The sequence below is a fragment of the Streptomyces sp. NPDC045998 genome, assembly GCF_056430285.1.
Window position 1 is genome coordinate 222,155 of record NZ_JBWKLJ010000008.1, and the last position, 26,965, is coordinate 249,119.

The 26,965-nt window shown below is 73.0% G+C and carries 25 protein-coding genes and 1 tRNA gene; 17 read left to right on the forward strand and 9 right to left on the reverse strand.

Annotation, left to right across the window (positions count from 1 at the left end; genetic code table 11):
* Positions 1-45 precede the first annotated feature (45 nt).
* The 3 genes from AC07FJ_RS24275 to AC07FJ_RS24285 all read right to left on the reverse strand — a co-directional run bounded on the left by AC07FJ_RS24275 (position 46) and on the right by AC07FJ_RS24285 (position 2,765).
* Positions 46-876, reverse strand: coding sequence for a chaplin (locus AC07FJ_RS24275; protein ID WP_479051399.1), 831 nt, complete (start codon positions 874-876; stop codon positions 46-48).
* A 140-nt stretch (positions 877-1,016) separates the two neighbouring features.
* Positions 1,017-1,250: a chaplin gene (locus AC07FJ_RS24280; protein ID WP_361422098.1), complete on the reverse strand. Its 234-nt coding sequence runs from the start codon at positions 1,248-1,250 to the stop codon at positions 1,017-1,019.
* A gap of 180 nt (positions 1,251-1,430) precedes the next feature.
* Positions 1,431-2,765, reverse strand: a complete 1,335-nt coding sequence (locus AC07FJ_RS24285) for a M20/M25/M40 family metallo-hydrolase (RefSeq protein WP_479051400.1) — start codon at positions 2,763-2,765, stop codon at positions 1,431-1,433.
* A gap of 142 nt (positions 2,766-2,907) precedes the next feature.
* On the opposite strand from AC07FJ_RS24285, the gene AC07FJ_RS24290 reads away from it, so the two are divergent.
* Positions 2,908-2,992 (forward strand) — tRNA-Leu (locus AC07FJ_RS24290).
* Between the two features lie 80 nt (positions 2,993-3,072).
* Positions 3,073-4,353 (forward strand): ROK family transcriptional regulator, encoded by a 1,281-nt coding sequence (locus AC07FJ_RS24295; protein ID WP_479051401.1) that lies wholly within the window; start codon positions 3,073-3,075, stop codon positions 4,351-4,353.
* Positions 4,354-4,420: 67 nt separating this feature from the next.
* Here the strand turns inward: AC07FJ_RS24295 and xylA are convergent, their stop codons facing one another.
* Entirely contained in the window at positions 4,421-5,590 is a 1,170-nt protein-coding gene (gene xylA, locus AC07FJ_RS24300) for a xylose isomerase (protein WP_479051402.1), read from the reverse strand.
* Between the two features lie 119 nt (positions 5,591-5,709).
* On the opposite strand from xylA, the gene xylB reads away from it, so the two are divergent.
* The 4 genes from xylB to phsA are packed head-to-tail and all read left to right on the forward strand — an operon-like array spanning position 5,710 to position 12,351.
* Positions 5,710-7,158 carry a xylulokinase gene (gene xylB / locus AC07FJ_RS24305; RefSeq protein ID WP_479051403.1) on the forward strand — a complete coding sequence of 483 codons (1,449 nt, stop codon included), beginning with the start codon at positions 5,710-5,712 and terminating at the stop codon, positions 7,156-7,158.
* A complete protein-coding gene (yicI, locus tag AC07FJ_RS24310; protein WP_479051404.1) occupies positions 7,155-9,443 on the forward strand; it encodes an alpha-xylosidase in 2,289 nt (762 codons plus the stop codon). The genes xylB and yicI overlap by 4 nt, the downstream gene beginning before the upstream one ends.
* On the forward strand, positions 9,440-10,411 hold the full coding sequence (locus AC07FJ_RS24315) for an RluA family pseudouridine synthase (protein WP_479051405.1): 972 nt from the start codon (positions 9,440-9,442) through the stop codon (positions 10,409-10,411). Before yicI ends, AC07FJ_RS24315 begins: the two co-directional genes overlap by 4 nt.
* A gap of 59 nt (positions 10,412-10,470) precedes the next feature.
* On the forward strand, positions 10,471-12,351 hold the full coding sequence (gene phsA, locus AC07FJ_RS24320; protein WP_479051406.1) for an O-aminophenol oxidase PhsA: 1,881 nt from the start codon (positions 10,471-10,473) through the stop codon (positions 12,349-12,351).
* A gap of 94 nt (positions 12,352-12,445) precedes the next feature.
* Here phsA and AC07FJ_RS24325 read toward each other — a convergent pair whose 3' ends face one another.
* Together AC07FJ_RS24325 and AC07FJ_RS24330 are read right to left on the reverse strand one after the other, a co-directional pair.
* Positions 12,446-13,912, reverse strand: a complete 1,467-nt coding sequence (locus AC07FJ_RS24325; RefSeq protein ID WP_479051407.1) for an amino acid permease — start codon at positions 13,910-13,912, stop codon at positions 12,446-12,448.
* Between the two features lie 214 nt (positions 13,913-14,126).
* Positions 14,127-14,828: a FadR/GntR family transcriptional regulator gene (locus tag AC07FJ_RS24330; protein ID WP_479051408.1), complete on the reverse strand. Its 702-nt coding sequence runs from the start codon at positions 14,826-14,828 to the stop codon at positions 14,127-14,129.
* Between the two features lie 137 nt (positions 14,829-14,965).
* Here AC07FJ_RS24330 and AC07FJ_RS24335 point away from each other — a divergent pair, with 137 nt between their 5' ends.
* The 4 genes from AC07FJ_RS24335 to AC07FJ_RS24350 all read left to right on the forward strand — a co-directional run bounded on the left by AC07FJ_RS24335 (position 14,966) and on the right by AC07FJ_RS24350 (position 17,904).
* Positions 14,966-15,481, forward strand: coding sequence for a gluconokinase (locus tag AC07FJ_RS24335; protein ID WP_479051409.1), 516 nt, complete (start codon positions 14,966-14,968; stop codon positions 15,479-15,481).
* 100 nt (positions 15,482-15,581) lie between these two features.
* Positions 15,582-16,979, forward strand: a complete 1,398-nt coding sequence (locus AC07FJ_RS24340; protein WP_479051410.1) for a GntT/GntP/DsdX family permease — start codon at positions 15,582-15,584, stop codon at positions 16,977-16,979.
* Positions 16,980-17,032: 53 nt separating this feature from the next.
* Positions 17,033-17,461 carry an ASCH domain-containing protein gene (locus AC07FJ_RS24345; protein WP_479051411.1) on the forward strand — a complete coding sequence of 143 codons (429 nt, stop codon included), beginning with the start codon at positions 17,033-17,035 and terminating at the stop codon, positions 17,459-17,461.
* 56 nt (positions 17,462-17,517) lie between these two features.
* Positions 17,518-17,904 (forward strand): VOC family protein, encoded by a 387-nt coding sequence (locus AC07FJ_RS24350; protein WP_479051412.1) that lies wholly within the window; start codon positions 17,518-17,520, stop codon positions 17,902-17,904.
* 15 nt (positions 17,905-17,919) lie between these two features.
* On the opposite strand, the gene AC07FJ_RS24355 is transcribed toward AC07FJ_RS24350, so the two are convergent.
* Together AC07FJ_RS24355 and AC07FJ_RS24360 are read right to left on the reverse strand one after the other, a co-directional pair.
* Positions 17,920-18,525: a hypothetical protein gene (locus AC07FJ_RS24355; protein ID WP_479051413.1), complete on the reverse strand. Its 606-nt coding sequence runs from the start codon at positions 18,523-18,525 to the stop codon at positions 17,920-17,922.
* A gap of 121 nt (positions 18,526-18,646) precedes the next feature.
* The gene (locus AC07FJ_RS24360; protein ID WP_479051414.1) at positions 18,647-20,302 is read right to left on the reverse strand and encodes an FAD-binding dehydrogenase; all 1,656 of its coding nucleotides are present in this window, start codon (positions 20,300-20,302) and stop codon (positions 18,647-18,649) included.
* Positions 20,303-20,389: 87 nt separating this feature from the next.
* On the opposite strand from AC07FJ_RS24360, the gene AC07FJ_RS24365 reads away from it, so the two are divergent.
* The 3 genes from AC07FJ_RS24365 to AC07FJ_RS24375 are packed head-to-tail and all read left to right on the forward strand — an operon-like array spanning position 20,390 to position 21,750.
* Positions 20,390-21,013, forward strand: coding sequence for an NUDIX domain-containing protein (locus tag AC07FJ_RS24365; RefSeq protein WP_479051415.1), 624 nt, complete (start codon positions 20,390-20,392; stop codon positions 21,011-21,013).
* Positions 21,014-21,022: 9 nt separating this feature from the next.
* Positions 21,023-21,415, forward strand: a complete 393-nt coding sequence (locus AC07FJ_RS24370) for a YidH family protein (RefSeq protein ID WP_361422050.1) — start codon at positions 21,023-21,025, stop codon at positions 21,413-21,415.
* Positions 21,415-21,750, forward strand: a complete 336-nt coding sequence (locus AC07FJ_RS24375) for a DUF202 domain-containing protein (protein WP_479051416.1) — start codon at positions 21,415-21,417, stop codon at positions 21,748-21,750. The genes AC07FJ_RS24370 and AC07FJ_RS24375 overlap by 1 nt, the downstream gene beginning before the upstream one ends.
* A gap of 36 nt (positions 21,751-21,786) precedes the next feature.
* Here the strand turns inward: AC07FJ_RS24375 and AC07FJ_RS24380 are convergent, their stop codons facing one another.
* Positions 21,787-22,722: an NADP-dependent oxidoreductase gene (locus AC07FJ_RS24380; RefSeq protein WP_479051417.1), complete on the reverse strand. Its 936-nt coding sequence runs from the start codon at positions 22,720-22,722 to the stop codon at positions 21,787-21,789.
* 117 nt (positions 22,723-22,839) lie between these two features.
* On the opposite strand from AC07FJ_RS24380, the gene AC07FJ_RS24385 reads away from it, so the two are divergent.
* The 4 genes from AC07FJ_RS24385 to AC07FJ_RS24400 all read left to right on the forward strand — a co-directional run bounded on the left by AC07FJ_RS24385 (position 22,840) and on the right by AC07FJ_RS24400 (position 26,959).
* The gene (locus tag AC07FJ_RS24385; protein ID WP_479051418.1) at positions 22,840-23,139 is read left to right on the forward strand and encodes a hypothetical protein; all 300 of its coding nucleotides are present in this window, start codon (positions 22,840-22,842) and stop codon (positions 23,137-23,139) included.
* A gap of 345 nt (positions 23,140-23,484) precedes the next feature.
* A complete protein-coding gene (locus tag AC07FJ_RS24390) occupies positions 23,485-24,396 on the forward strand; it encodes an MBL fold metallo-hydrolase (RefSeq protein WP_361422032.1) in 912 nt (303 codons plus the stop codon).
* Between the two features lie 302 nt (positions 24,397-24,698).
* Entirely contained in the window at positions 24,699-25,727 is a 1,029-nt protein-coding gene (locus AC07FJ_RS24395) for a phosphotransferase family protein (protein ID WP_479051419.1), read from the forward strand.
* Between the two features lie 8 nt (positions 25,728-25,735).
* Positions 25,736-26,959 carry an acyl-CoA dehydrogenase family protein gene (locus AC07FJ_RS24400; protein ID WP_479051420.1) on the forward strand — a complete coding sequence of 408 codons (1,224 nt, stop codon included), beginning with the start codon at positions 25,736-25,738 and terminating at the stop codon, positions 26,957-26,959.
* Positions 26,960-26,965 lie beyond the last annotated feature (6 nt).

Sequence of the window (26,965 nt, forward strand, 5' to 3'; positions counted from 1 at the left end):
TGGGGCGTGCGTCGGTGGCCGACTACCGACGGCGACCGCCGGTGACTACGAGGACTGCCGGGCGCGGCGGTAGAGGACCGTCCCGCCGAGCAGGAGGCCCGCACCCGCCGGGATGAGCATCCCGAGGGTGCCGGCACCGGTCTGCGCCAGCTCGTCCTCCGCCTTCGGCGGGGTGACGGTCTGGGCGCCGGGCTCGTTCGGCTCGACCGGGGAACCGGGCTCCTCCGGAGTGGTCGGCTCGTCCGGGTTGGCCGGCTGACCGGGCTTCCCGGGCTTGCCGGGCTCGTCCGGGCCGGGCTTGCCCGGCTCACCGGGGCCGGGGTTGCCGGGGTTGCCGGGCTCACCGGGGCCGGGGTTGCCCGGGCCGGGCTGGCCGGGCTCACCGGGGCCCGGGTTACCCGGGTTGCCGGGTCCGGGGTTCCCGGGGTTGCCCGGGCCGGGGTTGCCGGGGTGACCGGGCTTGTCGTGGCCGTTGGCGCAGCCGTTGCCGAACGTCGGGTTCAGCGCGCCGGCGACGTCCACGCTGTTGCCGCAGGCGTTGACCGGCACGCTCACCGGCGCCTGGACGTTGTTGCCGGACGCGACACCGGGCGAGTTGGCGGTCGCGCCGCTCGCCTTGGCCCCGCTCGACTTGTTGGCGCACCTGTTCCCGAACGCGGGGTTGAGCGCCCCCACGACGTTCACGGAGTTGCCGCACGCGTTCACCGGCACGCTCACCGGTGCCTGGACCGAATTCCCGGACGCGACGCCCGGGGAGTTCGTCGCGGCCCCGTGGGCGCCGGCGCCGTTGTGCGCCTGTGCGTACCCGCCGCCGAGAGCGAGTACCCCGCCCGCGGCCGCCATGATGGTCAGGCCCTTTCGCGTGACCTGTCGCATAGCTAGTTCCCTGCCTTCTGGGCTCCGGAAATACCCCCGGGCACACCGCGCGGAGGCGTCATGTCCACCGGCCCCGGAGCGCGTCGCGCGCGCTCCGGGGCCGGCCGGGCCTCACACCCTTGCGGGCCGAGGCCCAGGCATCACTTGTTGATGCAGACGTTGCCGAAGGCCGGGTTCAGCAGGCCCACGATGTTGACGGTGTTGCCGCAGACGTTCACCGGGATGTGGATGGGAACCTGAACCACATTGCCCGAGATGACGCCCGGGGAGCCCACAGCGGCACCGTGCGCACCAGCGTCGGCGACGGCCATGCCGGCGCCCGCCAGAACCAGGCCCCCGGTGGCGGCCGCGATGGCGACGACCTTCTTGATCATTATTCCTCCTTGTTGGCAATGCGATCCCAGCCGCGGACCGCACCACCTGTAACGAGGGGGAAGTAATGGGGCTACGTCATGATGACCGTGTTCACCCTTTTCGGTCGCATGTGCACAGGCGGTCGATTATTGGAGTGTCGTTTCAGCCGACTAATCGCCCGGTTGGAGCCCCCACGGGTCTCAGCTGGCGTCGATGAAACGGTCCAGCACCCGCACGCCGAACTTCAGCCCCTCCACCGGCACCCGCTCGTCCACGCCGTGGAACATCCCGGCGAAGTCCAGCTCCGGCGGCAGCTTCAGCGGCGCGAAGCCGAAGCAGCGGATGCCGAGGTCGTCGAAGGACTTGGCGTCGGTGCCGCCGGAGAGCATGTACGGCACGGCCCGGGCGATCGGGTCCTCCGCCCGCAGCGCGGTCTGCATGGCGTCCACCAGGTCCCCGTCGAAGCTGGTCTCCAGCGCCTTGTCGGCGTGCACGTCCTCGCGCCGCACGCGCGGGCCCAGGAGCCGGTCGAGGTCGGCGAGGAACTCCTCCTCGTACCCGGGCAGGAAGCGCCCGTCCACATGGGCGGTGGCCTGCCCCGGGATGACGTTGACCTTGTAGCCGGCGCCGAGCATGGTCGGGGCCGCCGAGTTGCGGAGCGTGGCGCCGATCATCTTGGCGATGCCGCCCAGCTTGGCGAGCGTGGCCTCCATGTCCTCGGGGTCCAGCGGGGTGCCGAGCGCGTCCGAGAGCTCGTCGAGGAAGGACCGCACGGTCTTGGTGACCCTGACCGGCCACGTGTGGCGGCCGAGCCGGCCCACGGCCTCGCACAGCTCCGTGATGGCGTTGTCGGTGTTGGTCATCGAACCGTGGCCGGCCGTGCCCTCGACGGTCAGCCGCATCCAGTGCATGCCCTTCTGGGCGGTCTCCACCAGGTACAGGCGCAGGTTCTCGTTGACCGTGAAGGAGAAGCCGCCGACCTCTCCGATGGCCTCCGTGACGCCCTCGAAGAGCCCGGGGTGCTTGTCGACCAGGTGGCGGGCGCCGTACGTGCCGCCCGCCTCCTCGTCGGCGAGGAAGGCCAGCACGATGTCGCGCGGGGGCTTGCGGCCGCTGCGCAGCCGGTCCCGTACGACCGCGAGGGTCATCGCGTCCATGTCCTTCATGTCGACCGCGCCGCGGCCCCAGACGCAGCCGTCGGCGACCTCGCCGGAGAAGGGGTCGTACGTCCAGTCCTCGGCGTTGGCGGGGACGACGTCGGTGTGGCCGTGGATGAGGAGCGCGGGCCGGGACGGGTCCTCGCCCTCGATGCGGGCCACGGTGGAGGCGCGGCCCGGGTGCGACTCGATGATCTTCGGTTCGAGTCCGACCTCGGCGAGCTTTTCGGCGATGTACTCGGCGGCCGCGCGCTCCCCGGGGCCCGAGTGGTCGCCGTAGTTGCTGGTGTCGATCCGGATGAGGTCGCGGCAGAGGTCGGTGACCTCGTCCTCGCCCGCCGTGGTGTTGGCGGTTCGTGCCGTGCTCGACTCGCTCACGCTGGTTCCTCCCGCGTAGCTGCTGCTGGGTCCTCTCATCCTGCCCCCTCCCCCGGTACGGGCGGGGGCGTGATCGAGCACCTCGAATGTTTGCTATGGTTTTCCACGTCGGAACGGCCACGGGCCGCGAGACAGACACCTTGTCCGGGTGGCGGAATGGCAGACGCGCTAGCTTGAGGTGCTAGTGCCCTTTATCGGGCGTGGGGGTTCAAGTCCCCCCTCGGACACAGAGAAGGAGAGCGGGTCCGGTCGGCAGACCGGGCCCGCTCTTCGGTGTGGGCGGGGTTCGCATAGGCTCGGCGTCACGATGAGGAACACGCTGGATCCGCTGGAGCCCAAGGCCGACAAGGCGACCGTGCGCCGGCACAACCTGAGCCTGGTGCTGCGGGCCGTGCACGACGAGGGCGAGGTGACCCGGGCGGCGGTCGCGGCGCGGGTCGGGCTGACCAGGGCGGCGGTGTCGTCGCTGGTCGAGCAGCTGATGGTGAGCGGATTCCTCACCGAGTCGGGCAAGACCTTCAGCGGGCACGCGGGGCGGCCGGGGACCGCGCTGCGGGTGGCGCGCACCGGGCCCGCGGGGCTCGGCGTGGAGATCAACATCGACTACGTCTCCGTCTGCGTCGTGGACCTTTCCGGCGCCGACCGCGTACGGCTCACCGAGCACCTCGACAACCGGGGCGCGGAGCCGGGCGAGGTGCTGGAGCGGGCGGCGCGGATCGCGGCGCGGGCGCTGGAGTCGGCGGCGGCGGAGCGGCTGGATCCCGCCGGGGTACGGCTCGCGCTGCCGGGCCTGGTCTCGGGCGGCAGCGTGCGCCAGGCGCCGAACCTGGGCTGGAACGGGGTGGCGGCGGAGGAGCTGTTCGGGCGGGCGCTGGGCGGGCTGCTGCCCGGGCGGCCGGCGCTGCCCGTCGGGTCCGACAACGAGGCCAACGCGGCCGCCCTGGCCGAGCTGTGGTTCGGCGGGCCCGAGCGGGTGCGCAGCTTCCTGTACGTGTCGGGCGAGATCGGCGTGGGCGGCGCGCTCGTCGTCGACGGGGAGCTGCTGCGCGGGGCGCACGGTTTCGCCGGGGAGATCGGGCACGTGGTGGTGGACCGCGACGGGCCGGAGTGCCGGTGCGGCTCCCGTGGCTGCCTGGAGCAGTACGCGGGCCAGGCGGCGTTGCTGCGGGGCGCGGGCCTCGACGAGGCCGCCGGGGTGCCGGGGGTGGCGCGGCTGGAGCGGCGGGCCCGGCGCGGGGACGCGGCGGCCGTGGCGGCGCTGGAGCGCGCCGGGCGGATGCTGGGGCTCGTGGTGTCGGGTGCGGTGAACCTGCTGGACCCGGAGGCGGTGGTGCTGGGCGGGATCTACCGGGGCCTGATGCCCTGGCTCGGCCCGGCGGCGGACCGCGAGCTGACGGAGCGCGTCGTCTCGGGCCTGTGGCACGCGGGGAGCGGCCGGCTGCGGGCGTCGTCGTCCTCCGGGGACGCGGCGCGCGGGGCCGCGGCGCTGGTGGTGCGGGATGTGATCGCGGACCCGGCGGGGTACGTGGAACGGGCGGGTGCCGTCCCGTCCCACGCCACCGCGCCGTCCCACGCCACCGCGCCGTGAACCGCTCCCGTCCCGCCCCACGCCCCCGCCCCGTGAACCGCTCCCGCGCCGTGAACCCGGGCGGGTCTCAGCGGGTCGCCAGCAGGTGCTCCAGGGCCAGCTGGTCGAGGCGCTCGAAGGACAGGGAGCGGGCGGCCGCCGCCTCCGGGTCGAAGGACTCGTAGGCGGAGGCGTCCGCCAGGAGGCCCGCGAGGCCGTCCTCGGCGGTGGGGCGGGCGAGCTCCGGGAGGCGGGAGGCCGCCAGGGCCTCCTGGACCTCGGGGTCGGCGCGGAAGGCGGCGGCGCGGGACTTGAGGATCAGGTAGTTGCGCATGCAGTTCTTCGCGGACTCCCAGACCCCGTCGGAGCCGTCCGTGCGCACGGGCTTGAAGTCGAAGTGGCGCGGGCCGGCGTAGCCGGCGCTCTCCAGGAGGTCGACCAGCCAGAACGCCTGGCGCAGGTCGCCCGCGCCGAAGCGGAGATCCTGGTCGTACTTGATGCCGGACTGGCCGTTGAGGTCGATGTGGAAGAGCTTGCCCGCCCACAGGGCCTGGGCGATGCCGTGCGGGAAGTTGAGGCCCGCCATCTGCTCGTGGCCGACCTCCGGGTTGACGCCGACCAGGTGCGGGCGCTCCAGGCGCTCGATGAAGGCCAGGGCGTGGCCGATGGTGGGCAGCAGGATGTCGCCGCGCGGCTCGTTGGGCTTGGGCTCGATGGCGAAGCGCAGGTCGTAGCCCTGCTCGGTGACGTACTGGCCGAGCAGGTCGAACGCCTCCTTCATGCGGTCGAGCGCGGTGCGGACGTCCTTCGCGGCGCCGGACTCGGCGCCCTCGCGGCCGCCCCAGGCGACGTACACGCCGGCGCCGAGTTCCACGGCGAGGTCGATGTTGCGGAGGGTCTTGCGCAGGGCGAAGCGGCGGACGTCGCGGTCGTTGGCGGTGAAGGCGCCGTCCTTGAAGACCGGGTGGGTGAAGAGGTTCGTCGTGGCCATCGGCACCTTGAGGCCGGTGCGGTCGAGGGCGGCGCGGAAGCGCTTGACGGCGGTCTCGCGCTCGGTGTCGGAGGAGCCGAAGGGGATCAGGTCGTCGTCGTGGAAGGTCACGCCGTACGCGCCCAGTTCGGCGAGGCGCTCCACCGACTCGACCGGGTCGAGGGCGGGGCGGGTGGCGGTGCCGAAGGGGTCGACGCCCTGCCAGCCCACGGTCCACAGGCCGAACGTGAACTTGTCCTCGGGGGTAGGGATGAAGCGTTCCGGCATGTCCGGGCCTCCAGGTCTATTTGTTTTCTCGCATTACTAATACGCTACGGATGCTCCGCCGCCAAGCACCGCGGGAACCGAGAACCGCGAGAACCGCGAGAACCGAGAAGAGGTACGCGATGCCGTCGTCCCCGGTCGTCATCGGCGTGGACAGCTCCACGCAGTCCACCAAGGCGGCGGTGGTGGACGCCGCCTCCGGGCGGGTCCTCGCCATGGGACGGGCCGCCCACACGGTCAACGGCTCGGACGGTGCCCGCGAGAGCGACCCCGAGCAGTGGTGGCGGGCGCTCGCCGAGGCCGTCGGCGAGGCGCTGCGGGGGCTGGACCCGCAGGCCGTCACCGGTATCGCGGTCGCCGGGCAGCAGCACGGGCTGGTGGTCCTGGACGGCGCCGGAGTGCCCTTGCGCCCGGCCGTGCTGTGGAACGACACCCGGTCCGCGCCGCAGGCCGCCGCCCTCACCCGGGAGCTCGGCGCCCAGGGCTGGCTGGAGCGCACCGGGTCGGTGCCGGTGGCCTCCATGACGGCCGCCAAGTGGCGGTGGCTGCGCGAGCACGAGCCGCGCACGGCCGACGCGGCCGCCGCCGTGCGGCTCCCGCACGACTTCCTCACCGAGCGGCTGAGCGGGGCGGCCGCGACCGATCCGGGCGACGCCTCGGGCACCTGCTGGTACAGCACGGCGACGGGCGCGTACGACCCCTTCCTCCTGGAGCTGCTGGAGCTGGACGCGGGCCTGCTGCCGGCCGTCGCGCCCGGCGGGGCCACGGCCGTCGGGACGCTGACCGGCTCGGCGGCGAAGGAGCTCGGGCTGCCGGAGGGCGTCCCGGTCGCCGCCGGTACGGGTGACAACATGGCCGCCGCCGTGGGCCTGGGGCTCGGACGGGCGGGCCTCCTCGACCACCCGGTGGTCTCGCTCGGCACCTCGGGGACCGTCTTCGCGGCCACCCGCACCCGGCCGGCCACGGCCGCGCTCGCCGGTTTCGCCGCCGCCGACGGCCCCGGGACGTACCTGCCGCTGGGGTGCACGCTGAACTGCACGCTCGCCGTCGACAAGGTCGCCGCGCTGCTCGGGCTGGACCGTGAGGACGCCGCGCCCGGCGGCGAGGCCGTCCTCCTGCCGTACCTCGACGGCGAACGCACCCCCGACCTGCCGCGCGCCTCCGGGCTGCTCACGGGGCTGCGCCACGCCACCACCCCGCAGCAGCTCCTCGGGGCCGCGTACGAGGGCGCCGCCTTCACGGTGCTGCGGGCGCTGGACGCGCTGCCCGGCGCCACCGGTACGGAGGTGCCGCTGCGGCTCGTCGGGGGCGGCGCCCAGGGGCGTATGTGGGTGGAGACCGTGCGCCGGCTCTCGGGCCGGGCCGTCGTGGTGCCCCGTACGACCGAGCTCGTCGCCCTGGGCGCCGCCGCGCTCGCCGCCGGGGCGGCCGGCGGCGGGGACCCGGTGGCCGTGGCGACGGCCTGGGGCGCCGGGGAGGGCGAGACGCTGCCGCCCGTCGAGCGCGACCATGCCACCTGGGGCCGGATCGCCGCCGCCCTGGACACCTACGTCTCCCTGGGGGCGCTGTGAAGTTCACCGACGGCTTCTGGCTGATGCGCGACGGCGTCCACGTCTCGTACGCCACCGAGGTGCGGGACCTGCACGTCAGCGACGACCACTTCACCGCGTACGCGGCGGTCCGGCGCGTGGAGCACCGGGGGCACACCCTCAACTCGCCGCTGATCACCGTGGAGTGCTTCTCGCCCGCCGAGGGCGTCATCGGCGTCCGCGCCACCCACCACGCCGGGAAGGCGCACCGGGGGCCGGACTTCGCCCTGCGGAGCGACGGGGAGCCGTTCGCGGCGCGCACCCGCCGCGAGGGGTCCGTGACCGAGCTGACGAGCGGGCCGCTCACGGTACGGCTCGACCGGGAGGGGCCCTGGGGGCTGGCCTTCCTGGACGCGGAGGGCCGGCGGCTGACCGCCGTCGAGCCGAAGGGCACCGCGTTCGCCACCACCGGCGACGGCGCGCACCACATGGTCGCGCAGCTCGCGCTGGGGGTGGGCGAGTACGTGTACGGGCTCGGCGAGCGCTTCACGCCGTACGTGAAGAACGGCCAGAGCGTCGACATCTGGCAGGCGGACGGCGGCACCAGCAGTGAGCAGGCGTACAAGAACGTGCCCTTCCACCTCTCCTCGCGGGGGTACGGCGTCTTCGTCAACCACCCGGGGCGGGTGTCGTACGAGATCGGCTCCGAGTCGGTCGGTCAGGTGCAGTTCAGCGTCGAGGACCAGTCGATCGAGTACTACGTGATCGCCGGCCCGACGCCGAAGGAGGTGCTGGCCCGCTACACGGCGCTGACGGGGCGGCCCGCGCTGCCGCCGGCCTGGTCGTTCGGGCTGTGGCTGACGACGTCGTTCTGCACGCCGTACGACGAGGAGACGGTGACGTCCTTCGTGGAGGGGATGGCGGAACGGGACATCCCGCTGTCCGTCTTCCACTTCGACTGCTTCTGGATGCGCGCGTACCAGTGGACGGACTTCCGGTGGGACCCGGACACCTTTCCGGATCCGGCGGGGATGCTGGCCCGGCTCAAGGAGCGCGGCCTGCGGATCAGCCTGTGGATCAATCCGTACGTCGCGCAGAAGTCGGCCCTCTTCGAGGAGGGCGCGCGCCGCGGCTATCTGGTGCGGCGGGCGAACGGCGACGTCTGGCAGTGGGACCTGTGGCAGGCCGGGATGGCGCTGGTGGACTTCACCAACCCGGAGGCGCGCGCGTGGTTCCAGTCGAAGCTGCGGGTCCTGCTCGACCAGGGCGTGGACTGCTTCAAGACCGACTTCGGGGAGCGGGTGCCGACCGATGTGGTGTGGCACGACGGCTCCGATCCGGAGCGGATGCACAACCACTACGCGCAGCTGTACAACCAGTGCGTCTTCGAGCTGCTGGAGAAGGAGCGCGGGGCGGGCGAGGCGGTGCTCTTCGCGCGGTCGGCGACGGCGGGCGGGCAGCGGTTCCCGGTGCACTGGGGCGGCGACTGCTTCTCGTCGTTCTCGGCGATGGCGGAGTCGCTGCGCGGCGGGCTGTCGCTGTCCCTGTCGGGGTTCGGGTTCTGGAGCCACGACATCGGCGGCTTCGAGGGCACGCCCGATCCGGCGGTGTTCAAGCGGTGGCTGGCCTTCGGGCTGCTGTCCTCGCACAGCCGGCTGCACGGGAACACGTCGTACCGCGTGCCGTGGGAGTTCGGCGACGAGGCGGTGGACGTGGCGCGGCGGTTCACCGAGCTGAAGCACCGGCTGATGCCGTACCTGTACGGGGCGGCGGTGGAGGCCCACCGGACCGGTGTCCCGCTGATGCGGCCCATGCTGCTGGAGTTCCCGGACGACCCGGGCTGCCGGACGCTGGACCGGCAGTACATGCTCGGCCCGGACCTGCTGGTGGCGCCGGTGTTCACGGCCGAGGGGGACGTCGAGTTCTACCTCCCGGAGGGCGTCTGGACGCACCTGCTGACCGGTGAGACGGTCACCGGGCCGGGGTGGCGGCGCGAGCGGCACGGCTTCGACAGCCTGCCGCTGTACGTGCGGCCGGGCGCGGTGCTGCCGCTCGGCGTGGACGACCAGCGGCCGGACGGCGACTGGACGGCGGGCCTGACGCTGCTCGTCGCTCCGGGGGCAGGGGCCACGGCGGGCGGCCGGACGGTCACGGTGCCGGACCACGCCGGGGCGCCGGCCGCCACGTACGGCGTCGTACGGACGGCGGACGGCGCGGTGCGGGTGAGGGCGCGCGGGACGGACCGGCCGTTCCGGGTGCGCGTGGTCGGCGGCGGGTCGGCGCGGGGCTCGGGCGAGGTGACCGTACCGCTTACGGTGGGGCGGTGAGACGGAGAACGAAGACCCCGGCGGCCCCGCTGCCGCAGCGCGCCGGTGTCGACCCGGTGCGGCTGCGGCTGCCCGCCGACCCCGACGGGAGCTGGGCGACCGTACGCGACCACCTGGTCGGGCGGTACGCGGCGGCGATCGGCGCCGGGCGGGTGGAGGCGATGCTCGCCGAGGGCCGGTTCGTCGGCGCGGACGGGGCGCCGGTCGCGGGGGACGAGCCGTACGCGGCGGGCCGGTACCTGTGGTTCCACCGGGACTTCCCCGCCGAGGAGCGGGTGCCGTTCGAGGTCGGCGTCGTGTACCGCGACGAGCGGATCGTCGTCGCCGACAAGCCGCACTTCCTGGCGACGACCCCGCGCGGCCGGCATGTGACCGAGACGGCGCTGGCCCGGCTGCGGCGCGACCTGGACCTGCCCGCGCTGCAGCCCGCTCACCGGCTGGACCGGCTGACGGCGGGGCTCGCGCTCTTCGTCGTACGGCCGGAGGACCGGGGCGCGTACCAGACGCTGTTCCGGGACCGACGGGTGCGCAAGGAGTACGAGGCGGTGGCCCCGTACGACCCCGGCCTGGTCCTGCCCGTGACCGTGCGGAGCCGGATCGTGAAGGAGCGGGGTGTGCTCGCGGCCCGGGAGGAGCCGGGCGAGCCGAACAGCGTCAGCCGGATCGAGCTGCTGGAGCGGCGGGCGGGGCTCGGCCGGTACCGGCTGGTGCCGGAGACCGGCCAGACCCACCAGCTGCGCGTGCACATGAACCGGCTCGGCATACCGATCCTCGACGACCCGCTGTATCCGGTCGTCCGGGAGGACGGTACGGAGGACTACGCGCGGCCCTTGCGGCTGCTCGCGCGGGTGCTGGAGTTCACCGATCCGGTCACCGGCGACGAGCGGCGGTTCACCAGCCGGCTGACGCTCGGCGGGCTGCCCGCCGTGGGAAAGGTTTCGGCCGAAAGGGGCCCGGGCGGAAACTGACCGGCCGACCGGGCCGTCCTCACGAGTGCAGGGCCATACCACTGCACTACGGGGGAACCATGACACAGGCCTTACAGACCGCGGAGAGCCTCGCCCAGAAGATCGTCGAGGCGGTCTCGGGCAGCGCCGCCGCGAGGGACGGGGAGCTCGTCCCGTACGTCGACCCGCTGACCGTCCCGCCCGTCATCCGGCCCGACCAGCCGGACGTACGGCAGGAGATCGAGATCGCGCTCCGGCCCACGTGGGTGCGGATGCACTCGCAGCTGCCGCCGACGCTGATGTGGGGGTACGAGGGCAGCGTCCCCGGCCCCACCATCGAGGTGCGGCGCGGGCAGCGCGTCCGGATCGCCTGGACCAACCGCATCCCGCCGGGCAGCGAGTACCCGGTCACCGCCGTCGAGGTGGACCGGGTGGCGGGGCGGCCCGATCCGCACAACCGGCCCGGCCGGGAGGGCGTGGAGCCCAGCAAGGACGTGGCGGCGCTGCCGGCCTGGTCCGTGACGCACCTGCACGGCGCCCAGACGGGCGGCGGGAACGACGGGTGGGCGGACAACGCCGTCGGGTACGGCGACGCCCAGCTGTCGGAGTATCCGAACGACCACCAGGCCGTGCAGTGGTGGTACCACGACCACGCCATGAACATCACCCGCTGGAACGTCTACGCGGGGCTCGTCGGCACCTACCTCGTGCGGGACGACGAGGAGGACGCGCTCGGGCTGCCCTCCGGGGCGCGGGAGCTGCCGCTGGTCCTCGCCGACCGGAACCTGGACACCGACGAGGACGGGCGGCTGAACGGGCGGCTGCTGCACAAGACGACGGTGCTGACGCGGAAGCACCCGGAGACGGGCAAGCCGGTATCGCTGCCGTTCCTGGGCCCGTACACGACCGTCAACGGCACGATCTGGCCGTACCTGGACGTGGAGGACGGCTGGTACCGCTTCCGGCTGGTGAACGCCTCCAACGCCCGCGTGTACGACCTGGTGCTGGTCGACGACGAGGACAACCCGGTGCCGGGCGTCGTCCACCAGATCGGCAGCGACGGCGGGCTGCTGCCGCGGCCGGTGGCGGTGGACTTCGAGGCGGGTGAGCCCCTGACGATCGCGCCGGCCGAGCGGTTCGACCTGCTGCTCGACTTCCGGGGGCTCGCGGGCCGGCGCGTGCGGCTGCTGAACAAGGCGGCGGGGCAGGCGCCCGGGGTGCCGGACGTGACGCGGAACGTGCCGTACCCGCAGGTGATGGAGTTCCGGGTGGCCGAGGGCGCGTGCGCCGACACCTTCGAGCTGCCGCGGGTGCTGTCCGGGTCCTTCCGGCGGTTCGACCACGACCACATCGACCACGGGCACCGGCTGATCGTGCTGACGCCGCCCGCGACGGTCGGTGGCGGCGGTCACCCGGAGATCTGGGAGATGGCCGAGGTCGAGGACGTCGACGTGCAGGTGCCGACGAACGGGATCATCCAGGTGAAGGGTCCCGACGGCACGGTGCGGACGTACCGGCGCACGGCCCGCACCTTCAACGACGGGCTCGGGTTCACCATCGGGGAGGGGACGTACGAGCAGTGGTCGTTCCTGAACCTGGGGGCGCCGCTGCACCCGATGCACATCCACCTGGCGGACTTCCAGGTGGTGGGGCGGGACGCGTACGCGGTCGCGGGGTTCGACCCGGCGCTGGGCGGGACGCGGGCGCCGGTGGCGTACGACCCCGAGCGGAGGATTCCGGTACCGGCCAACGAGCAGGGCTGGAAGGACGTGTTCCGGGTGGCTCAGGGCGAGATGGTGCGGGTGATGGGCCGGTTCGACGGGGCGTACGGGCGGTTCATGTACCACTGCCACCTGCTGGAGCACGAGGACATGGGCATGATGCGGCCGTTCGTGGTGATGCCGAGGGAGGCGCTGAAGTTCGACCACGGCTCCGGCGGCCACGGCGGGCACCACGGCTGACCCGCCGACCCGCTGGCCCGCGCCCGAAGCGGCGGAAAGCCCCCGCCGGACGACGCTGTCCGGACGGGGGCTTCCTGCTGGGGGCGGGAGCGGGTCAGTCCTGCTGCCGCTCCGCGGCGAGCGCCAGGACGCGCTTGCGGACCAGGAACCAGCCGCCGACCAGCAGCGCGGCGATGACCGGCAGCAGGTTGACGGTGATGCGGCCGACGCCGCCGCCGTACCACATCAGGCCGAGGACGGTGGCGAGGAAGACCAGCGTCACGATCTGCGTGTACGGAGCCCAGGGCAGCCGGTAGGAGGGGCGGGTGACCCGGCCGTCCTTCGAGCGCGACCAGAACAGCAGCGAGCAGAGCATGATCATGCCCCAGGTGCCGAGGATGCCGATGGAGGCGAGGTTCAGCACGATCTCGAAGGCCTCGCCCGGCATGACGTAGTTCAGGCCGACGCCCAGCACACCGAAGGCGGCGGTGAGCAGGATGCCGCCGTAGGGCACGTGGCCCTTGTTCATGCGGGCGGTGAACTTGGGCGCGGAGCCGGACATCGCCATCGAGCGCAGGATGCGGCCGGTGGAGTACAGGCCCGAGTTCAGGCTGGAGAGGGCGGCGGTCAGGACGACCAGGTTCATGATGCCGGCCGTGCCGGGGATGCCCAGCTTGTCGAAGACGGTGACGAAGGGGCTCTGGTCCGCGGAGTACGAGGTGTACGGCAGGAGCAGCGCCAGCAGCACGACGGAGCCGACGTAGAAGAGGCCCACGCGCCACATGATCGAGTTGATCGCCTTCGGCATGATCTTCTCGGGGTTCTTGGTCTCACCGGCGGCGACGCCGCACAGCTCGACGGAGGCGTACGCGAAGACGACGCCCTGGACGACCATCAGCATCGGCAGCATGCCGGTCGGGAAGATCCCGCCGTTGTCGGTGATGGTGGCCAGGCCCGGGGTGTGGCCGCCGACCTCGTGCTGGGTGGCGACGAGGTAGATGCCGACGCACATGAAGATCACCAGCGCGGCGACCTTGACGATGGCGAACCAGAACTCCATCTCGCCGAAGTACTTCACCGAGATCAGGTTGGCGGTCAGGACGACGGCGAGGGCGATCAGGGCGAGGATCCACTGCGGGATGTCGCTGAACATGGCCCAGAAGTGGGCGTACGTCGCGGCCGCGGTGATGTCGGCGACGGCGGTGGTCGACCAGTTGAGGAAGTACAGCCAGCCGGCCGTGTAGGCGCCCTTCTCGCCCATGAACTCACGGGCGTACGAGACGAAGGCACCGGAGGACGGGCGGTAGAGCACCAGCTCGCCGAGGGCCCGGACCACGAAGAAGGCGAAGACGCCGCAGACGGCGTACGCGATGGCCAGGGAGGGACCCGCGCCCGCCAGGCGACCACCGGCGCCGAGGAACAGGCCGGTGCCGATCGCGCCACCGATCGCGATCATGTTGATGTGGCGGGACTTGAGGTCCTTGCTGTAACCGGCGTCACCGGCGTCGATGTGGGGGGCGCCCGTCGCCGCCGGGGATGCGGGGCTCAGGGGGTCGGCCGCAGGCATGGTGCGGTCACTCATCTGGAAGTCGCCTTTGTGAGGGGGTCGTGCGGTATCAGCCGTACGCAGGTGATGAGGGTGGTCACCGGGGCACGCAGGCCAGGGGCCATAGTCACGGCAACGCTGCCGTTTTGGCTGTGGCCTATGTCACGTACGGGCGGATCTGAGGTGTTTTTGAGGTTACCGGCCGGTTAATCGGCTGCAGCAGTTTAAGGGCGCCGGCCGGGTGCGCCGGTCAGGGGGCGAGCACGTCGAGCTCGCGCAGGGCGCCCTCCGCGATCTGCCGCGTCAGCTCCTCGGCGCGCGCCCCGTCCCGTTCCCGTACGGCCTCGGCGACCTGGACGTGGAGCGTGACGGCGGCCGGGTCGGGGTCCTCGAACATGACGTGGTGGTGGGTGCGGCCGGCCAGGACCTCCGCGACGACGTCCCCGAGGCGGGCGAACATCTCGTTGCCGGAGGCGGCGAGGATGACCCGGTGGAAGGCGATGTCGTGCACCAGGTAGCCCTCCAGCTGCCCGCCGCGCGAGGTGGCGACCATGCCGAGCGCCTGCTCCGTGAGCTCCCGGCACTGCTCGGGGGTGGCGTGGACGGCGGCGAGGCCCGCGGCGACGGGCTCGACGGCGGACCGCAGGACGGTCAGTGACCGGAGCTGCCGGGGGCGGTCGCCGCCGGCCAGCCGCCAGCGGATGACCTGGGGGTCGTAGACGTTCCACTGCGCGGTCGGGCGGACGGTCACCCCGACGCGGCGGCGCGACTCGACGAGGTGCATCGACTCGAGGACGCGGACCACTTCGCGGATGACCGTACGGGACACCTCGAAGCGCTGCGCGAGCTCGTCGGTGCGCAGCACGCTGCCCGGCGGGTACTCCCCCGCGGTGATCGCCAGACCCAGGGTGTCCAGTACGTGGGTATGGAGCCCGCGGGCCGGAGTCGTCATGCACATAGCGTAACCGGCGCAAATAAGTATGACTTTTAAGTCACAGGGCCTTGAATATGTCGTACGCGATGGGTTTCAGTGTGCGGCGACAGTCAGTCGATGTCACGTGTCGAAGAGGACAGCGAGGCGCAGGCCCCATGCAGAACCCCCCAGTCGTCGTCGTGATGGGTGTCTCGGGCACCGGCAAGACCACCATCGGTCCGCTGGTCGCGGAGCGCCTGGGCGTGCCGTACGCCGAGGGCGACGACTTCCACCCCGAGGCGAACATCGCCAAGATGTCCGCCGGCACCCCGCTGGACGACGCGGACCGGTGGCCGTGGCTCGACGCCATCGGGCGGTGGGCGCACGGCCGTGCGGGTCTCGGCGGGGTGGTGAGCAGCTCGGCGCTGAAGCGGTCCTACCGCGACCGGCTGCGGGCGGCCGCGCCCGGTGTCGTGTTCCTGCACCTGACCGGCGACCGGGCGCTGATCGAGGGGCGGATGGCGGCGCGCAAGGGCCACTTCATGCCGGCGGCGCTGCTGGACTCGCAGTTCGCCACGCTGCAGCCGCTGGGCGCCGACGAGGCGGGCGTCGCCGTCGACGTCTCCGGTGACCCGGAGGCCATCGCGGACCGCGCCGTCGACGCGCTGCGGCGGCTCACGACGAACCGCTGACCCCTGGGCCCCTGCTCCCGGCCCCTGCTCCCTCCCGGGCCCGGGCCGGGACCGGCCCCGGCCCCCTCGCACCCCTTCCCCCGAACCCCGAGGACCCCCTGTGACCAGTCTCAACGTCGAGATGCTGGCAGCGGACGCCACCGAACCGATCACCTCGGCCGGCAACGCCCACCTGGGCTTCGCCGTCCTGGCGGGCATCGCCGTCATCGTCCTGCTCATCACCCGGTTCAAGCTCCACGCCTTCCTGGCGCTGACCATAGGCACCCTGGCGCTCGGCGCCTTCGCGGCCGCCCCGCTCGACGCGACGATCGCGTCGTTCACCAAGGGCCTCGGGTCGACCGTCGCCAGCGTGGGCGTGCTCATCGCGCTCGGCGCGATCCTCGGCAAACTGCTCGCCGACTCCGGCGGCGCGGACCAGATCGTCGACACGATCCTGGCGAAGGCCGGGGGGCGCGCCATGCCGTGGGCGATGGTGCTGATCGCCTCCGTGATCGGCCTGCCGCTCTTCTTCGAGGTCGGCATCGTGCTGCTGATCCCGGTGGTGCTGCTCGTCGCCAAGCGCGGCCAGTACTCGCTCATGCGGATCGGCGTCCCCGCGCTCGCCGGGCTGTCCGTGATGCACGGGCTCATCCCGCCCCACCCCGGGCCGCTCGTCGCGATCGACGCGCTCGGCGCGAACCTCGGCGTCACGCTGGCGCTGGGTGTGCTCGTCGCCATCCCGACGGTGATCATCGCCGGGCCGCTGTTCTCGCGGTACGCGGCCCGCTGGGTCGACATCCCGGCGCCGGACCGCATGATCCCGCAGCGCGCCACCGAGGATCTCGACCGGCGGCCGGGCTTCGGCGCCACCGTCGCCACGGTGCTGCTTCCGGTGGTCCTGATGCTGGCCAAGGCGCTGGTGGACATCGTCGTCGACGACCCGGAGCACCACGTCCAGCGGGTCTTCGACGTCATCGGCTCGCCGCTGATCGCCCTGCTGGCGGCGGTCGTCGTGGGCGCCTTCACGCTGGGCCGCGCGGCCGGGTTCACCAAGGAGCGGATCTCCTCCACGGTCGAGACCTCCCTCGCCCCCATCGCGGGCGTGCTGCTGATCGTGGGCGCCGGCGGCGGCTTCAAGCAGACGCTCATCGACGTGGGCGTCGGCCGGATGATCCTGGACTTCTCCCGGGACTGGTCGATCCCGGCCCTGCTGCTCGCCTGGCTGATCGCGGTGGCGATCCGGCTCGCGACCGGCTCGGCGACGGTGGCCACCATCTCGGCGGCCGGCCTGGTGGCACCGCTGGCGGCCGACATGTCGACGACGCACGCGGCGCTGCTGGTGCTGGCGATCGGCGCCGGCTCGCTCTTCTTCAGCCATGTGAACGACGCCGGATTCTGGCTGGTGAAGGAGTACTTCGGGATGAGCGTCGGCCAGACCGTCAAGACCTGGTCGGTGATGGAGACGATCGTCTCGGTCGTCGGCATCGCCGTGGTGCTGCTGCTGTCGCTGGTGTTGTAGAGGCGCGGACATCTCGGGGTGGGGACGAAGACACGCGTGCCAGACTGGCGCGCATGTCTTCCGCCCGCACCCCGTTGCCGCCGTATCTCCTCGCCTTCCCGGGGCCGTTGCGGGACCGGTTGGTCGCCGCCGTGCTCTCGGGCGAGAAGGTCTCGACGACCGGACTGCTGGTCGAGTACGAGGCCGAGGGCGAGGAACTCCCGCCGGTGGGCGAGCGGTCGGCGCTCATCGACTCCGACGGCCGCGAGGTCGCGGTGCTGGAGCTGACCGAGGTGCGGGTGCTGCCGCTCGGCGAGGTCGACCTGCGGCACGCGCTCGACGAGGGCGAGGGCTACCGCTCGGTCGCCGAGTGGCGGGCCGCGCACGAGCGGTTCTGGCACAGCGCCGAGATGCGCGAGGCGCTCGGGGACCCGGAGTTCACGGTGGACGACACGACGATGATCGTCGCCGAGCGGTTCCGGGTGGTGGAGGTACGGACGTGACGGCCGCTTCTGCGTTCCGCGGGCGGGGCGCGGACCGTCGGGCATAGGCTGCGCCCATGGTGCATGTACTGGGCAGCCGCGTCCTGTTGAGCCCCGTGGACCCGCAGCGCTCGCGCGACTTCTACGGTGGGGCGCTGGGGCTCGCGGTCTACCGCGAGTTCGGGACCGGGCCCGAACGGGGCACGGTGTACTTCCTCGGCGGCGGGTTCCTCGAACTCTCCGGCCGCTCGGACGCCCCGCCCTCCCCCGGCCTGCGGCTGTGGCTCCAGGTCGCCGATGTGCACGCCGCGTACGAGGAGCTGCGCGGGCGCGGGGTGGAGGTGCTGCGTCCGCCGCTGAAGGAGCCGTGGGGGCTGGTCGAGATGTGGATCGCCGACCCGGACGGGGTGCGCATCGCGGTGGTGGAGGTACCGGAGGACCATCCGCTGCGCTACCGGCCCTGACCGGGGGCGGGGGCGTCAGCCGCTGAGCGGAAGCTTCCAGCGGGCGGCTTCACGGCCCGAGTAGCCGTCGGTGACGAAGGTTTCGAAGACCACCGCGTCCGCGTCGGCGGAGACGTTGATCCGGACCGGTACCGTGACCTGCTCGCCGGGCGGGAGCGTCTCGGGGAACCAGTCCTCGCCGGAGCGGGGGGCCCTCTGGTCGACGGCCAGTTCGGCGCCGTAGCCCGAGGTGCCGCCCTCCTCCGTGATCTCGTCGAACGCGTCGATCCCGAGTGTCTTGTCGCTGTCGTTGACGTACGTGACCGAGAACTCGAAGGTCACCTGACCCGGCCTGCGGTCGTCGTTCGGCACGGGCGGGATGCGCCGTGCCGCGCTGACGGTGGCGCGGACGCCGTCCTCGTACCGTGCCGTGTACCCCGGCACGAGGGTGTAAGGGGCGTCCCCCACCAGGTCGATGCTCTCCGCGTCCTTCGATGCCGCGAGGGACCACTCCAGGTAGACGACCCCCGCCACGACCACGCACAGGACCGCGAGGACGCTGCCGCCGATCCCCCAGGCGAGGAAGCGGAGGAAGGAGCGCAGGGGCGTACGGTCCTCGGAGAGGACTGGGGCGTTGGTCATGCCCCAGACGTTACGGGCGCGGCCGGGCCACCGGCCTGCGGTGGAGTACTCAATTCCGCGTGGTACGACGTACTCAGGCGCCCACGCGGAACGCCGGCCGGCCGCCCTCGGCCGACCGCACTCAGCCGACCGCCCTCGCCGCCGCGCGGCCCGCCGTACGGCCGGAGAAGAGGCAGCCGCCGAGGAAGGTGCCCTCCAGGGAGCGGTAGCCGTGGACGCCGCCGCCGCCGAAACCGGCGGCCTCACCGGCCGCGTACACCCCGGGCAACGGGGTGCCGTCCGGGGTGAGGACGCGGGAGGAGAGGTCGGTCGCCAGGCCGCCGAGGGACTTGCGGGTGAGGATGTTGAGCCGGACGGCGACCAGCGGGCCGGCCTTGGGGTCGAGGATGCGGTGGGGCGCGACCGTGCGGATCAGCCGGTCGCCGAGGTACTTGCGGGCTCCGCGGATCGCCGTCACCTGGAGGTCCTTGGTGAAGGGGTTGGCGATCTCCCGGTCGCGGGCGACGATCTCGCGGCGCAGCGCGGCCTCTTCGATGAGCGGTTCCCCGGTGAGCGCGTTCATGGAGCGCACCAGGGAGGGCAGGTCGCGCTCGACGACGAAGTCGGCTCCGTGGTCCATGAAGGCCTTGACCGGCCCGGGCACGTCGGCGCGGGCGCGGTCGAGGACGCCGCGCACGGACTTGCCGGTCAGGTCCGGGTTCTGCTCGGAGCCGGAGAGGGTGAACTCCTTGCCGATGATGCGCTGGTTGAGGACGAACCAGGTGTGGCCGTGCCCGGACCGCATGATGTGTTCCAGGGTGCCGAGGGTGTCGAAGCCGGGGAAGAGCGGCACGGGCAGGCGGCGGCCCCGGGCGTCCAGCCACAGGGACGACGGACCGGGCAGGATGCGGATGCCGTGCCGGGCCCAGATGGGGTTCCAGTTCTCGATGCCCTCGGTGTAGTGCCACATCCGGTCGCGGTTGACGTGGTGGGCGCCGGCCTTCTCCGCGATGCCGAGCATCAGGCCGTCGACGTGGGCCGGCACGCCCGAGAGCAGCTTCTCGGGCGGGGTGCCGAGCCGCTCCGGCCAGTGGGCGCGCACGAGGTCGTGGTTGCCGCCGATGCCGCCCGAGGTGACGATCACCGCCTGGGCCCGGTACTCGAACGCCCCCGCGACGCCGCGGCTGCTGGCGGTGCCGCGCTCGGCGTCCGACGGCTCCAGGATCTCGCCGCTGACGGTGTCGACGGAGCCCGCGGTGCGGCCGAGGGCGGTGACGCGGTGCCGGAACGCCGGCCGTACGAGCCCCTTGGCGATGCCCGCGCGGACCCGGCGCTCGAAGGGGGCGAGGAGCCCGGGGCCGGTACCCCAGGTGATGTGGAAGCGCGGCACCGAGTTGCCGTGGCCGGTGGCGTCGTAGCCGCCGCGCTCGGCCCAGCCGACGACCGGGAAGAACCGGACCCCCTGCCGGTACAGCCAGGGGCGCTTCTCGCCGGCCGCGAAGTCGACGTACGCCTCGGCCCACTTGCGGGGCCAGTGGTCCTCGGGGCGGTCGAAGCCGGCCGTGCCGAGCCAGTCCTGGAGGGCGAGGTCGCGGCTGTCCCGGATGCGCATCCGGCGCTGCTCGGGCGAGTCGACGAAGAAGAGGCCGCCGAAGGACCAGTGGGCCTGGCCGCCGATCGACTGCTCCGGCTCCTGGTCGACCAGGATGACGCTGCGCCCCGCGTCGACGAGCTCGGCGGTGGCGGTCAGGCCGGCGAGGCCCGCCCCGATCACGATCACATCAGCGTCGTACGCCATGGGCCTCTTCCTTGTCGGCGCCGGCAGGTGTTCCGATCTTCGGTACGCGCGAGTAACACGTCAACCGCACGGACCGATAATGTCCCCATGACTCCCGAGACACCTGCGACTCCGGGGATTCCCGGGACGCCCGCGGCCTCCGCGGCCGCCGCCTCCGCCTCCGCCGCCTCCGCCTCCGCCTCCGCCTCCGCCGACGAGATCCTGGACGTCGTCGACGAGAACGACGTGGTGGTGGGGCAGGCGCCCCGCGGCGAGGTGTACGCGCGGGGACTGCGCCACCGCTGCGCGTTCATCCTGGTGCGGGACGCCGCGGACCGGATCTTCGTGCACCGCCGGACGGCCACCAAGCTGGTCTTCCCCTCGATGTACGACATGTTCGTCGGCGGTGTCGTCGGCGCGGGCGAGAGCTACGACGAGGCGGCGCTGCGCGAGGCGGAGGAGGAGCTGGGCGTGCGCGGCCTGCCCCGGCCGACGCCGCTCTTCCGGTTCCTGTACGAGGAGGGCGGCGGGCACGGGTCCTGGTGGTCGGCCGTCTACGAGGTGCGGTGCACGCTCCCTGTGGCGCCGCAGCAGGAGGAGGTGGCCTGGCACGCCTTCCTGCCGGAGGAGGAGGTGCGGGCGCGGCTGGCCGACTGGCCGTGGGTGCCGGACGGCGCCGCCGCGTACGCGCGCCTGCTGGCCCATCGGGCGGCCGGCGACCCGGCCCGTTAATGTGATCATGTGAGCGATTTCGTGCGAGGACTGCGGCTGTGGATCTCGCCGCGGCGGATCCGGGAAGAGGGCGACACCCCGGACTACCGCTTCTCCCTCGCCAACGAGCGCACCTTCCTCGCCTGGATACGCACCGCGCTCGCCCTCGTCGGCGGCGGCTTCGCCGTCGACCAGTTCCTGCCCGATCTGCGGTGGGGCGTCCGGGTCGGGATGGCGCTCGCGCTGCTGGCCGCCGGGGCGCTGTGCGCCCTGCGGGCGGTGAACCACTGGGTGCGGTGCGAGCGGGCGATGCGGCGCGGCGAGGACCTGCCGATGAGCCGGTTCCCGGCGCTCCTGAGCATCGCCGTGGGGGTGGTCGCCGGCGCGATGGTGATGGTCGTGCTGTTCGGCTGGCGGGGCTGATGGCGGCGCGGCCCGGGGCGGCGGGTGAGACCGAGGAGCGGGACCCCGGTCTGCAGCCGGAGCGGACGCGGCTCGCGTGGCGGCGTACCACGCTGTCGGCGACGGTCGCCGCGGTGCTGGCCGCCAAGCAGGCGCTGCACGACGAGGTCACCGCGGGCGGCCTGGTGGGCGCGGCGCTGTCGCTGCTGGTCTGGCTGGCCTTCCTGGGTGTGGCGCACCGCCGGATGCGGGCCCTGGACGCCGTCCGGCCCCGGTCGCTGGCGCCGCGGGGCGCGGTCGCGGCGGCGGTGTGCACGGTCGCGCTCGCCGCGTTCGGGGTGGCGGTGGTGGTGTGAGGGGCCGGGCCGCTCCGGCCTGTCGGTCCGGTCGGCCTACTCCGTCCAGTCGACGGTGACGACGACCTTGCCGCCGAGGCCGCCCTCCCTGTTCGCCCGCTGCGCCTCGGCGGCCTGCTCCAGCGGGAACGTCGTGGCGACCCGTACGGCCAGCGCCCCCTGGTCCGCCAGTTCCGCGAGGGCCGCCAGGTCCGCCGGGTCCGGGCGCACCCAGCAGTAGCGGCCGCCCAGGCCGACCACCTCGCCGTCCGCGATGGAGGCGAGGCGCCCTTCGGGGGCCAGCAGGTTCGCCGAGTCCTTGAGGGCCTGGCCGCCGAGGGTGTCGAAGGCCGCGTCGACGCCGTGCGGCGCCAGGGCCTTGACCCGGCGCGTGAAGCCGTCGCCGTACAGCACCGGCTCGGCACCCAGCTCGCGGACCCGTTCCTCGCCCGGTCCGCGTGCGGCGCCGATGACGCGGGCGCCGAGGTGGCGGGCGATCTGGACGGCCATGGAGCCGACTCCCCCGGAGGCCGCGTGCACCAGCACGGTCTCGCCGGGCCGCACCCGGAGGGCCCTTGTCAGCACCTGGTAGGCGGTCAGTCCGGCCAGCGGGAGGCCCGCGGCCTCTTCGAAGCCCAGGCTGCGGGGCTTGCGCGCCAGGGTCCGCACGGGCGCGGCGACGTACTCGGCGAAGGTGCCGTGCCACAGGACGTCCTCGCGGACGTACCCCATGACCTCGTCGCCGACCCCGAACTCGGTGACGGCGATCCCCGGCTGGACGACCACACCGGACACGTCCCACCCGGGGATCACCGGGAAGACGGTGTCCATGGCCGTGTCCATGTAGCCGGCCTGCACCTTCCAGTCGACCGGGTTCACGGCCGCGGCGCGCACCTTGACGAGCACCATGTCCGGCCCGACCTTGGGGTCGGGATGCTCACCGAACTCCAGGACCTCGGGGCCGCCGTAACGGCTGTAGCTGATCGCCTTCATGATCCGACCCTCCGGTCCGCTCCGCGCCCGCGCAAGCCGAAACAGACCGACTATGACAAAAGGGATTAGCCTGGAAGTGTCATCGACCCTCCGCACCGGCTCCCCGGGGGTTCCGCCATGACCGTCCCGCCCCACCACGAACACCTGGTCCACGAGCACGCGCACAGCCCGGCCTGCGGGCACGAGGCCGTCGCGCACAACGACCACCTCGACTACGTCCACGACGGGCATCTGCACCGCGAGCACGCGGGCCACTGGGACGAGTGCGAACCCGGCGAGCACGTCGCCCACAGCGGGCACGCCCATGAGCACGGCAAGGACTGCGGGCACCCGGCCGTCGCGCACGGCGACCACGTCGACTACGTCCACGAGGGGCACCGGCACGCCGCCCACGCCGGGCACTGGGACGACCACTGAGGAGGTAGGGGGGCGGGCGGGCGCAGGTACCCGGGCCCCGGGGCGCCCGGCGTCAGTCGTGCGGCCAGGGGTAGGCGGGGTCCGCGGTGATCCTCACCTGCTGCGGGACGTCCCGGGGGAAGGTCCAGACGCGGCCCGGGGGTCGTCCCGCCGGTCGGGCGGTGAGGAGCGCTGAAGACTCATCACCGACAGGGAGCCGTCGGAGAACACGACGAAGTCTCCATGATGGCAGCGAGGCGCGGCTCCCGCGGTGCGGGGGCCGCGGGCCGGGCCGCCTTCTCCGCGCACCGGGTCAACTGGCAGGCTCTCTCCCCGTAGTTGACCAACGACTCCTGGGAGCGCCCGGTGCCCGCCACCGATCCGTACACCGTCCAGCTCGCCCCCGGCGTGCACGCCTACGTCCAGCCGGACGGCGGCTGGTGCCTCAACAACGCCGGTTTCGTCAGCGACGGCGAGACCACCGTCCTCGTCGACACCGCCGCCACCGAGCGGCGCGCCCTGTGGTTGCGCGAGGCGCTGCGGGAACACGGCGCCCCGCTGCCGCGGTTCGTGGTCAACACGCACCACCACGGGGACCACACGTACGGCAACTCCGTCTTCACGCCCGGCGCGACGGTCGTCGGCCACGAGGCCTGCCGGCGGGAGGTGCTCGCGGCGGGGAGGCAGCTGCACCTGGTGTGGCCGCAGACCGACTTCGGCGACATCGACGTCACCGCGCCCTCGCTCACGTACGAGGACCGGCTCACGCTGCACGTGGGTTCCACGGAGGTGGAACTGATCCATCCCGGCGTGGCGCACACGCCCGGGGACACGATCGTGCACCTGCCCGGGCAGTCCGTCGTCTTCACGGGCGACCTCGTCTTCGAGGGCGGTACGCCGTTCCTGGCGTCCGGCTCGCTGCGCGGGTCGCTGCGCGCCGTGGAACTGCTGCGCTCACTCGGCGCGCGCACCGTGGTGCCTGGGCACGGCCCGCTCACGGACCCGTCGGCGTACGACGCGACCGAGCGCTATCTCCGGTACGTCGCGGAGCTGGCCGAGAAGGGGCGGGCGAAGGGCCTGACGCCCCTGGAGGTGGCCCGCGAGGCGGATCTGGGCGAGTTCGCCGCGTGGCGCGAGAGCGAGCGGCTGGTGGCGAACGTGCACCGGGCGTACGCGGAGCTGGACGGCGAGCCGGAGGGCTCGCCGCTCGACATAGCCGCCGTCTTCGGGGACATGACGGCGATGAACGGCGGCGTGCCGGTGGCCTGCCACGCCTGAGCGGGGACGGCGCGGGGCCGGCGGTTCACCGGCGCGGCACGACGGTTCACCAGCGCGGCACGGGGGCGTGACCCACCTGGGGTCCGCCCTCCGCATCGCCGCCGCGTCGTCGCCCTCACGCTTGCACTCGCACTCGCACAGCGTGCCGTCGCCGTCCCGCCGGCGGCGTGTGAAGCGCTGCCGGGCCCGAGGTCGCGCGGGCGCTTTCCGGGCCCCGGCGGGCCCGGCACTGGACGACATACCGACTGGTCGGTCATGCTGCTCCGTACGACACCGGTTCCTTCGCCCCGGAGGTGCGAACGATGAGCGCAGTCCATCCGCCAGGTCTCGACCCCGAGCAGTTGCGCGGCTTCCTCGACCGCGAGCGGCCCGGACTGGTGAGCGGACCGCTCGGCGCCCGCGTCGTGGAGGGAGGCCGGTCGAACCTCACGTACGTCGTCACCGACGGCACCGGCCGGTGGGTCGTGCGCCGACCGCCCCTGGGGCACGTCCTCGCCACCGCGCACGACATGAAGCGCGAGCACCGGGTCATCAGCGCCCTGCACCCGACGGCGGTGCCGGTGCCGGAGCCGGTGGTGCTCTGCGAGGACGAGTCGGTGCTCGGAGCGCCCTTCTACGTCATGGAGTTCGTGAGCGGCACGCCGTACCGCACGGCGGAGCAGCTCGCCCCCCTCGGCCCCGAGCGCACGCGCGCCGCGCTCCTCGGGCTCGTCGACACGCTGGTCGAGCTGCACGCCGTGGACCCGGAGGCGGTGGGCCTCGGCGACTTCGGACGTCCCGACGGCTTCCTGGACCGGCAGCTGCGCCGCTGGGGCAAGCAGCTGGACGCCTCGCGCAGCCGCGAGCTGGCCGGGATCGACGAGCTGCACGCCACGCTGGGGCGCCGGCTCCCGGTCTCCCCCGCCGCCACCGTCGTCCACGGCGACTACCGCCTCGACAACGTCCTGCTGGGCGAGGACGACCGCGTCAACGCCGTACTGGACTGGGAGATGTCCACGCTCGGCGACCCGCTCACGGACGTGGGCCTGCTGTCGATGTACAGCGTCCGGCTGGACCTGCCGGGCTCGCCCATCTCCACCACGGCCGCCGCCCCCGGCCACCCCTCGCCCGCCGAGCTGATCGAGCGGTACGCCGAGCGCTCCGGCCGCGACGTCTCCGCCCTCCCCTGGTACACGGCGTTCGCCTGGTTCAAGCTCGCCGTGATCCTGGAGGGCATCCACTACCGCTACACGCTCGGGCAGACCGTCGGGGCCGGCTTCGACCGGATCGGCGAGCTGGTCCCCGTCTTCATCGAGCACGGCCTGACCACCCTCCGCCGCCAGGAAGGCTGACGCACCCCATGGACTTCGCATTCGACGCGCGCACCGAGGAACTGCGGGCCAGGCTGCTGGCCTTCATGGACGAGCACGTGTACCCGGCCGAGGCCGTGGCGCACGCGCAGCGAGCGGAGCTCGCCTCGCCGTGGGACACCCCGCCGGTCGTGGAGGAGCTCAAGGCGGAGGCGCGCAGGCAGGGCCTGTGGAACCTCTTCCTGCCGGACACCGAGTACGGCGCCGGGCTGACGAACCTCCAGTACGCGCCCCTCGCCGAGATCACCGGCCGTTCGCCGCAGCTGGCGCCCACCGCGCTGAACTGCGCGGCGCCGGACACCGGGAACATGGAGGTGCTGGCGCAGTTCGGCGACGAGCGGCAGCGCAAGCAGTGGCTGGAGCCGCTGCTGGCCGGAGAGATCCGTTCCGCGTTCGCGATGACGGAGCCGGAGGTGGCCTCGTCCGACGCGACGAACATCGAGACCCGGATCGAGCGGGCCCCCGACGGAGCGGCCGAGTACGTCGTCACCGGCCGCAAGTGGTACATCTCCGGGGCGATGAACCCGGACTGCAAGATCTTCATCGTCATGGGCAAGACCGACCCGGACGGCGAGGACATCCGGCGCCAGCAGTCGATGATCCTCGTCCCGCGCGACACACCCGGTGTCCAGGTGCGGCGCGCGATGCAGGTGTACGGGTACGAGGACCACTCCCACGGCGGCCACGCCGAGGTGGTCTTCGACGGCGTCCGCGTCCCGGCCGCGAACCTCATCGGCGAGGAGGGCGGTGGCTTCGCCATCGCCCAGGCGCGGCTCGGGCCCGGCCGGATCCACCACTGCATGCGGCTGATCGGCATGGCCGAGCGGGCCATCGAGCTGATGTGCCGCAGGGCGGTGTCCCGTACGGCCTTCGGCAAGCCGCTGGCCGCGCAGGGCCAGGTGGGGGCGTGGATCGCGGACGCCCGGGTGACGGTCGAGCAGCTGCGGCTGCTGGTGCTGAAGACGGCCTGGCTGATGGACACGGTCGGCAACCGGGGGGCGCACACCGAGATCCAGGCCATCAAGATCGCCACCCCGCGCGCGGTGGTGGACATCCTCGACAAGGCCGTCCAGGTCCACGGCGCGGGCGGCGTCAGCCAGGACTTCCCGCTCGCCGAACTGTGGGCCGCGGCGCGCACGCTGCAGCTGGCGGACGGGCCGGACGAGGTGCACCAGCGGTCGCTGGCCCGCCGGGAGCTGAAGAAGTACCTCTGAAAGACC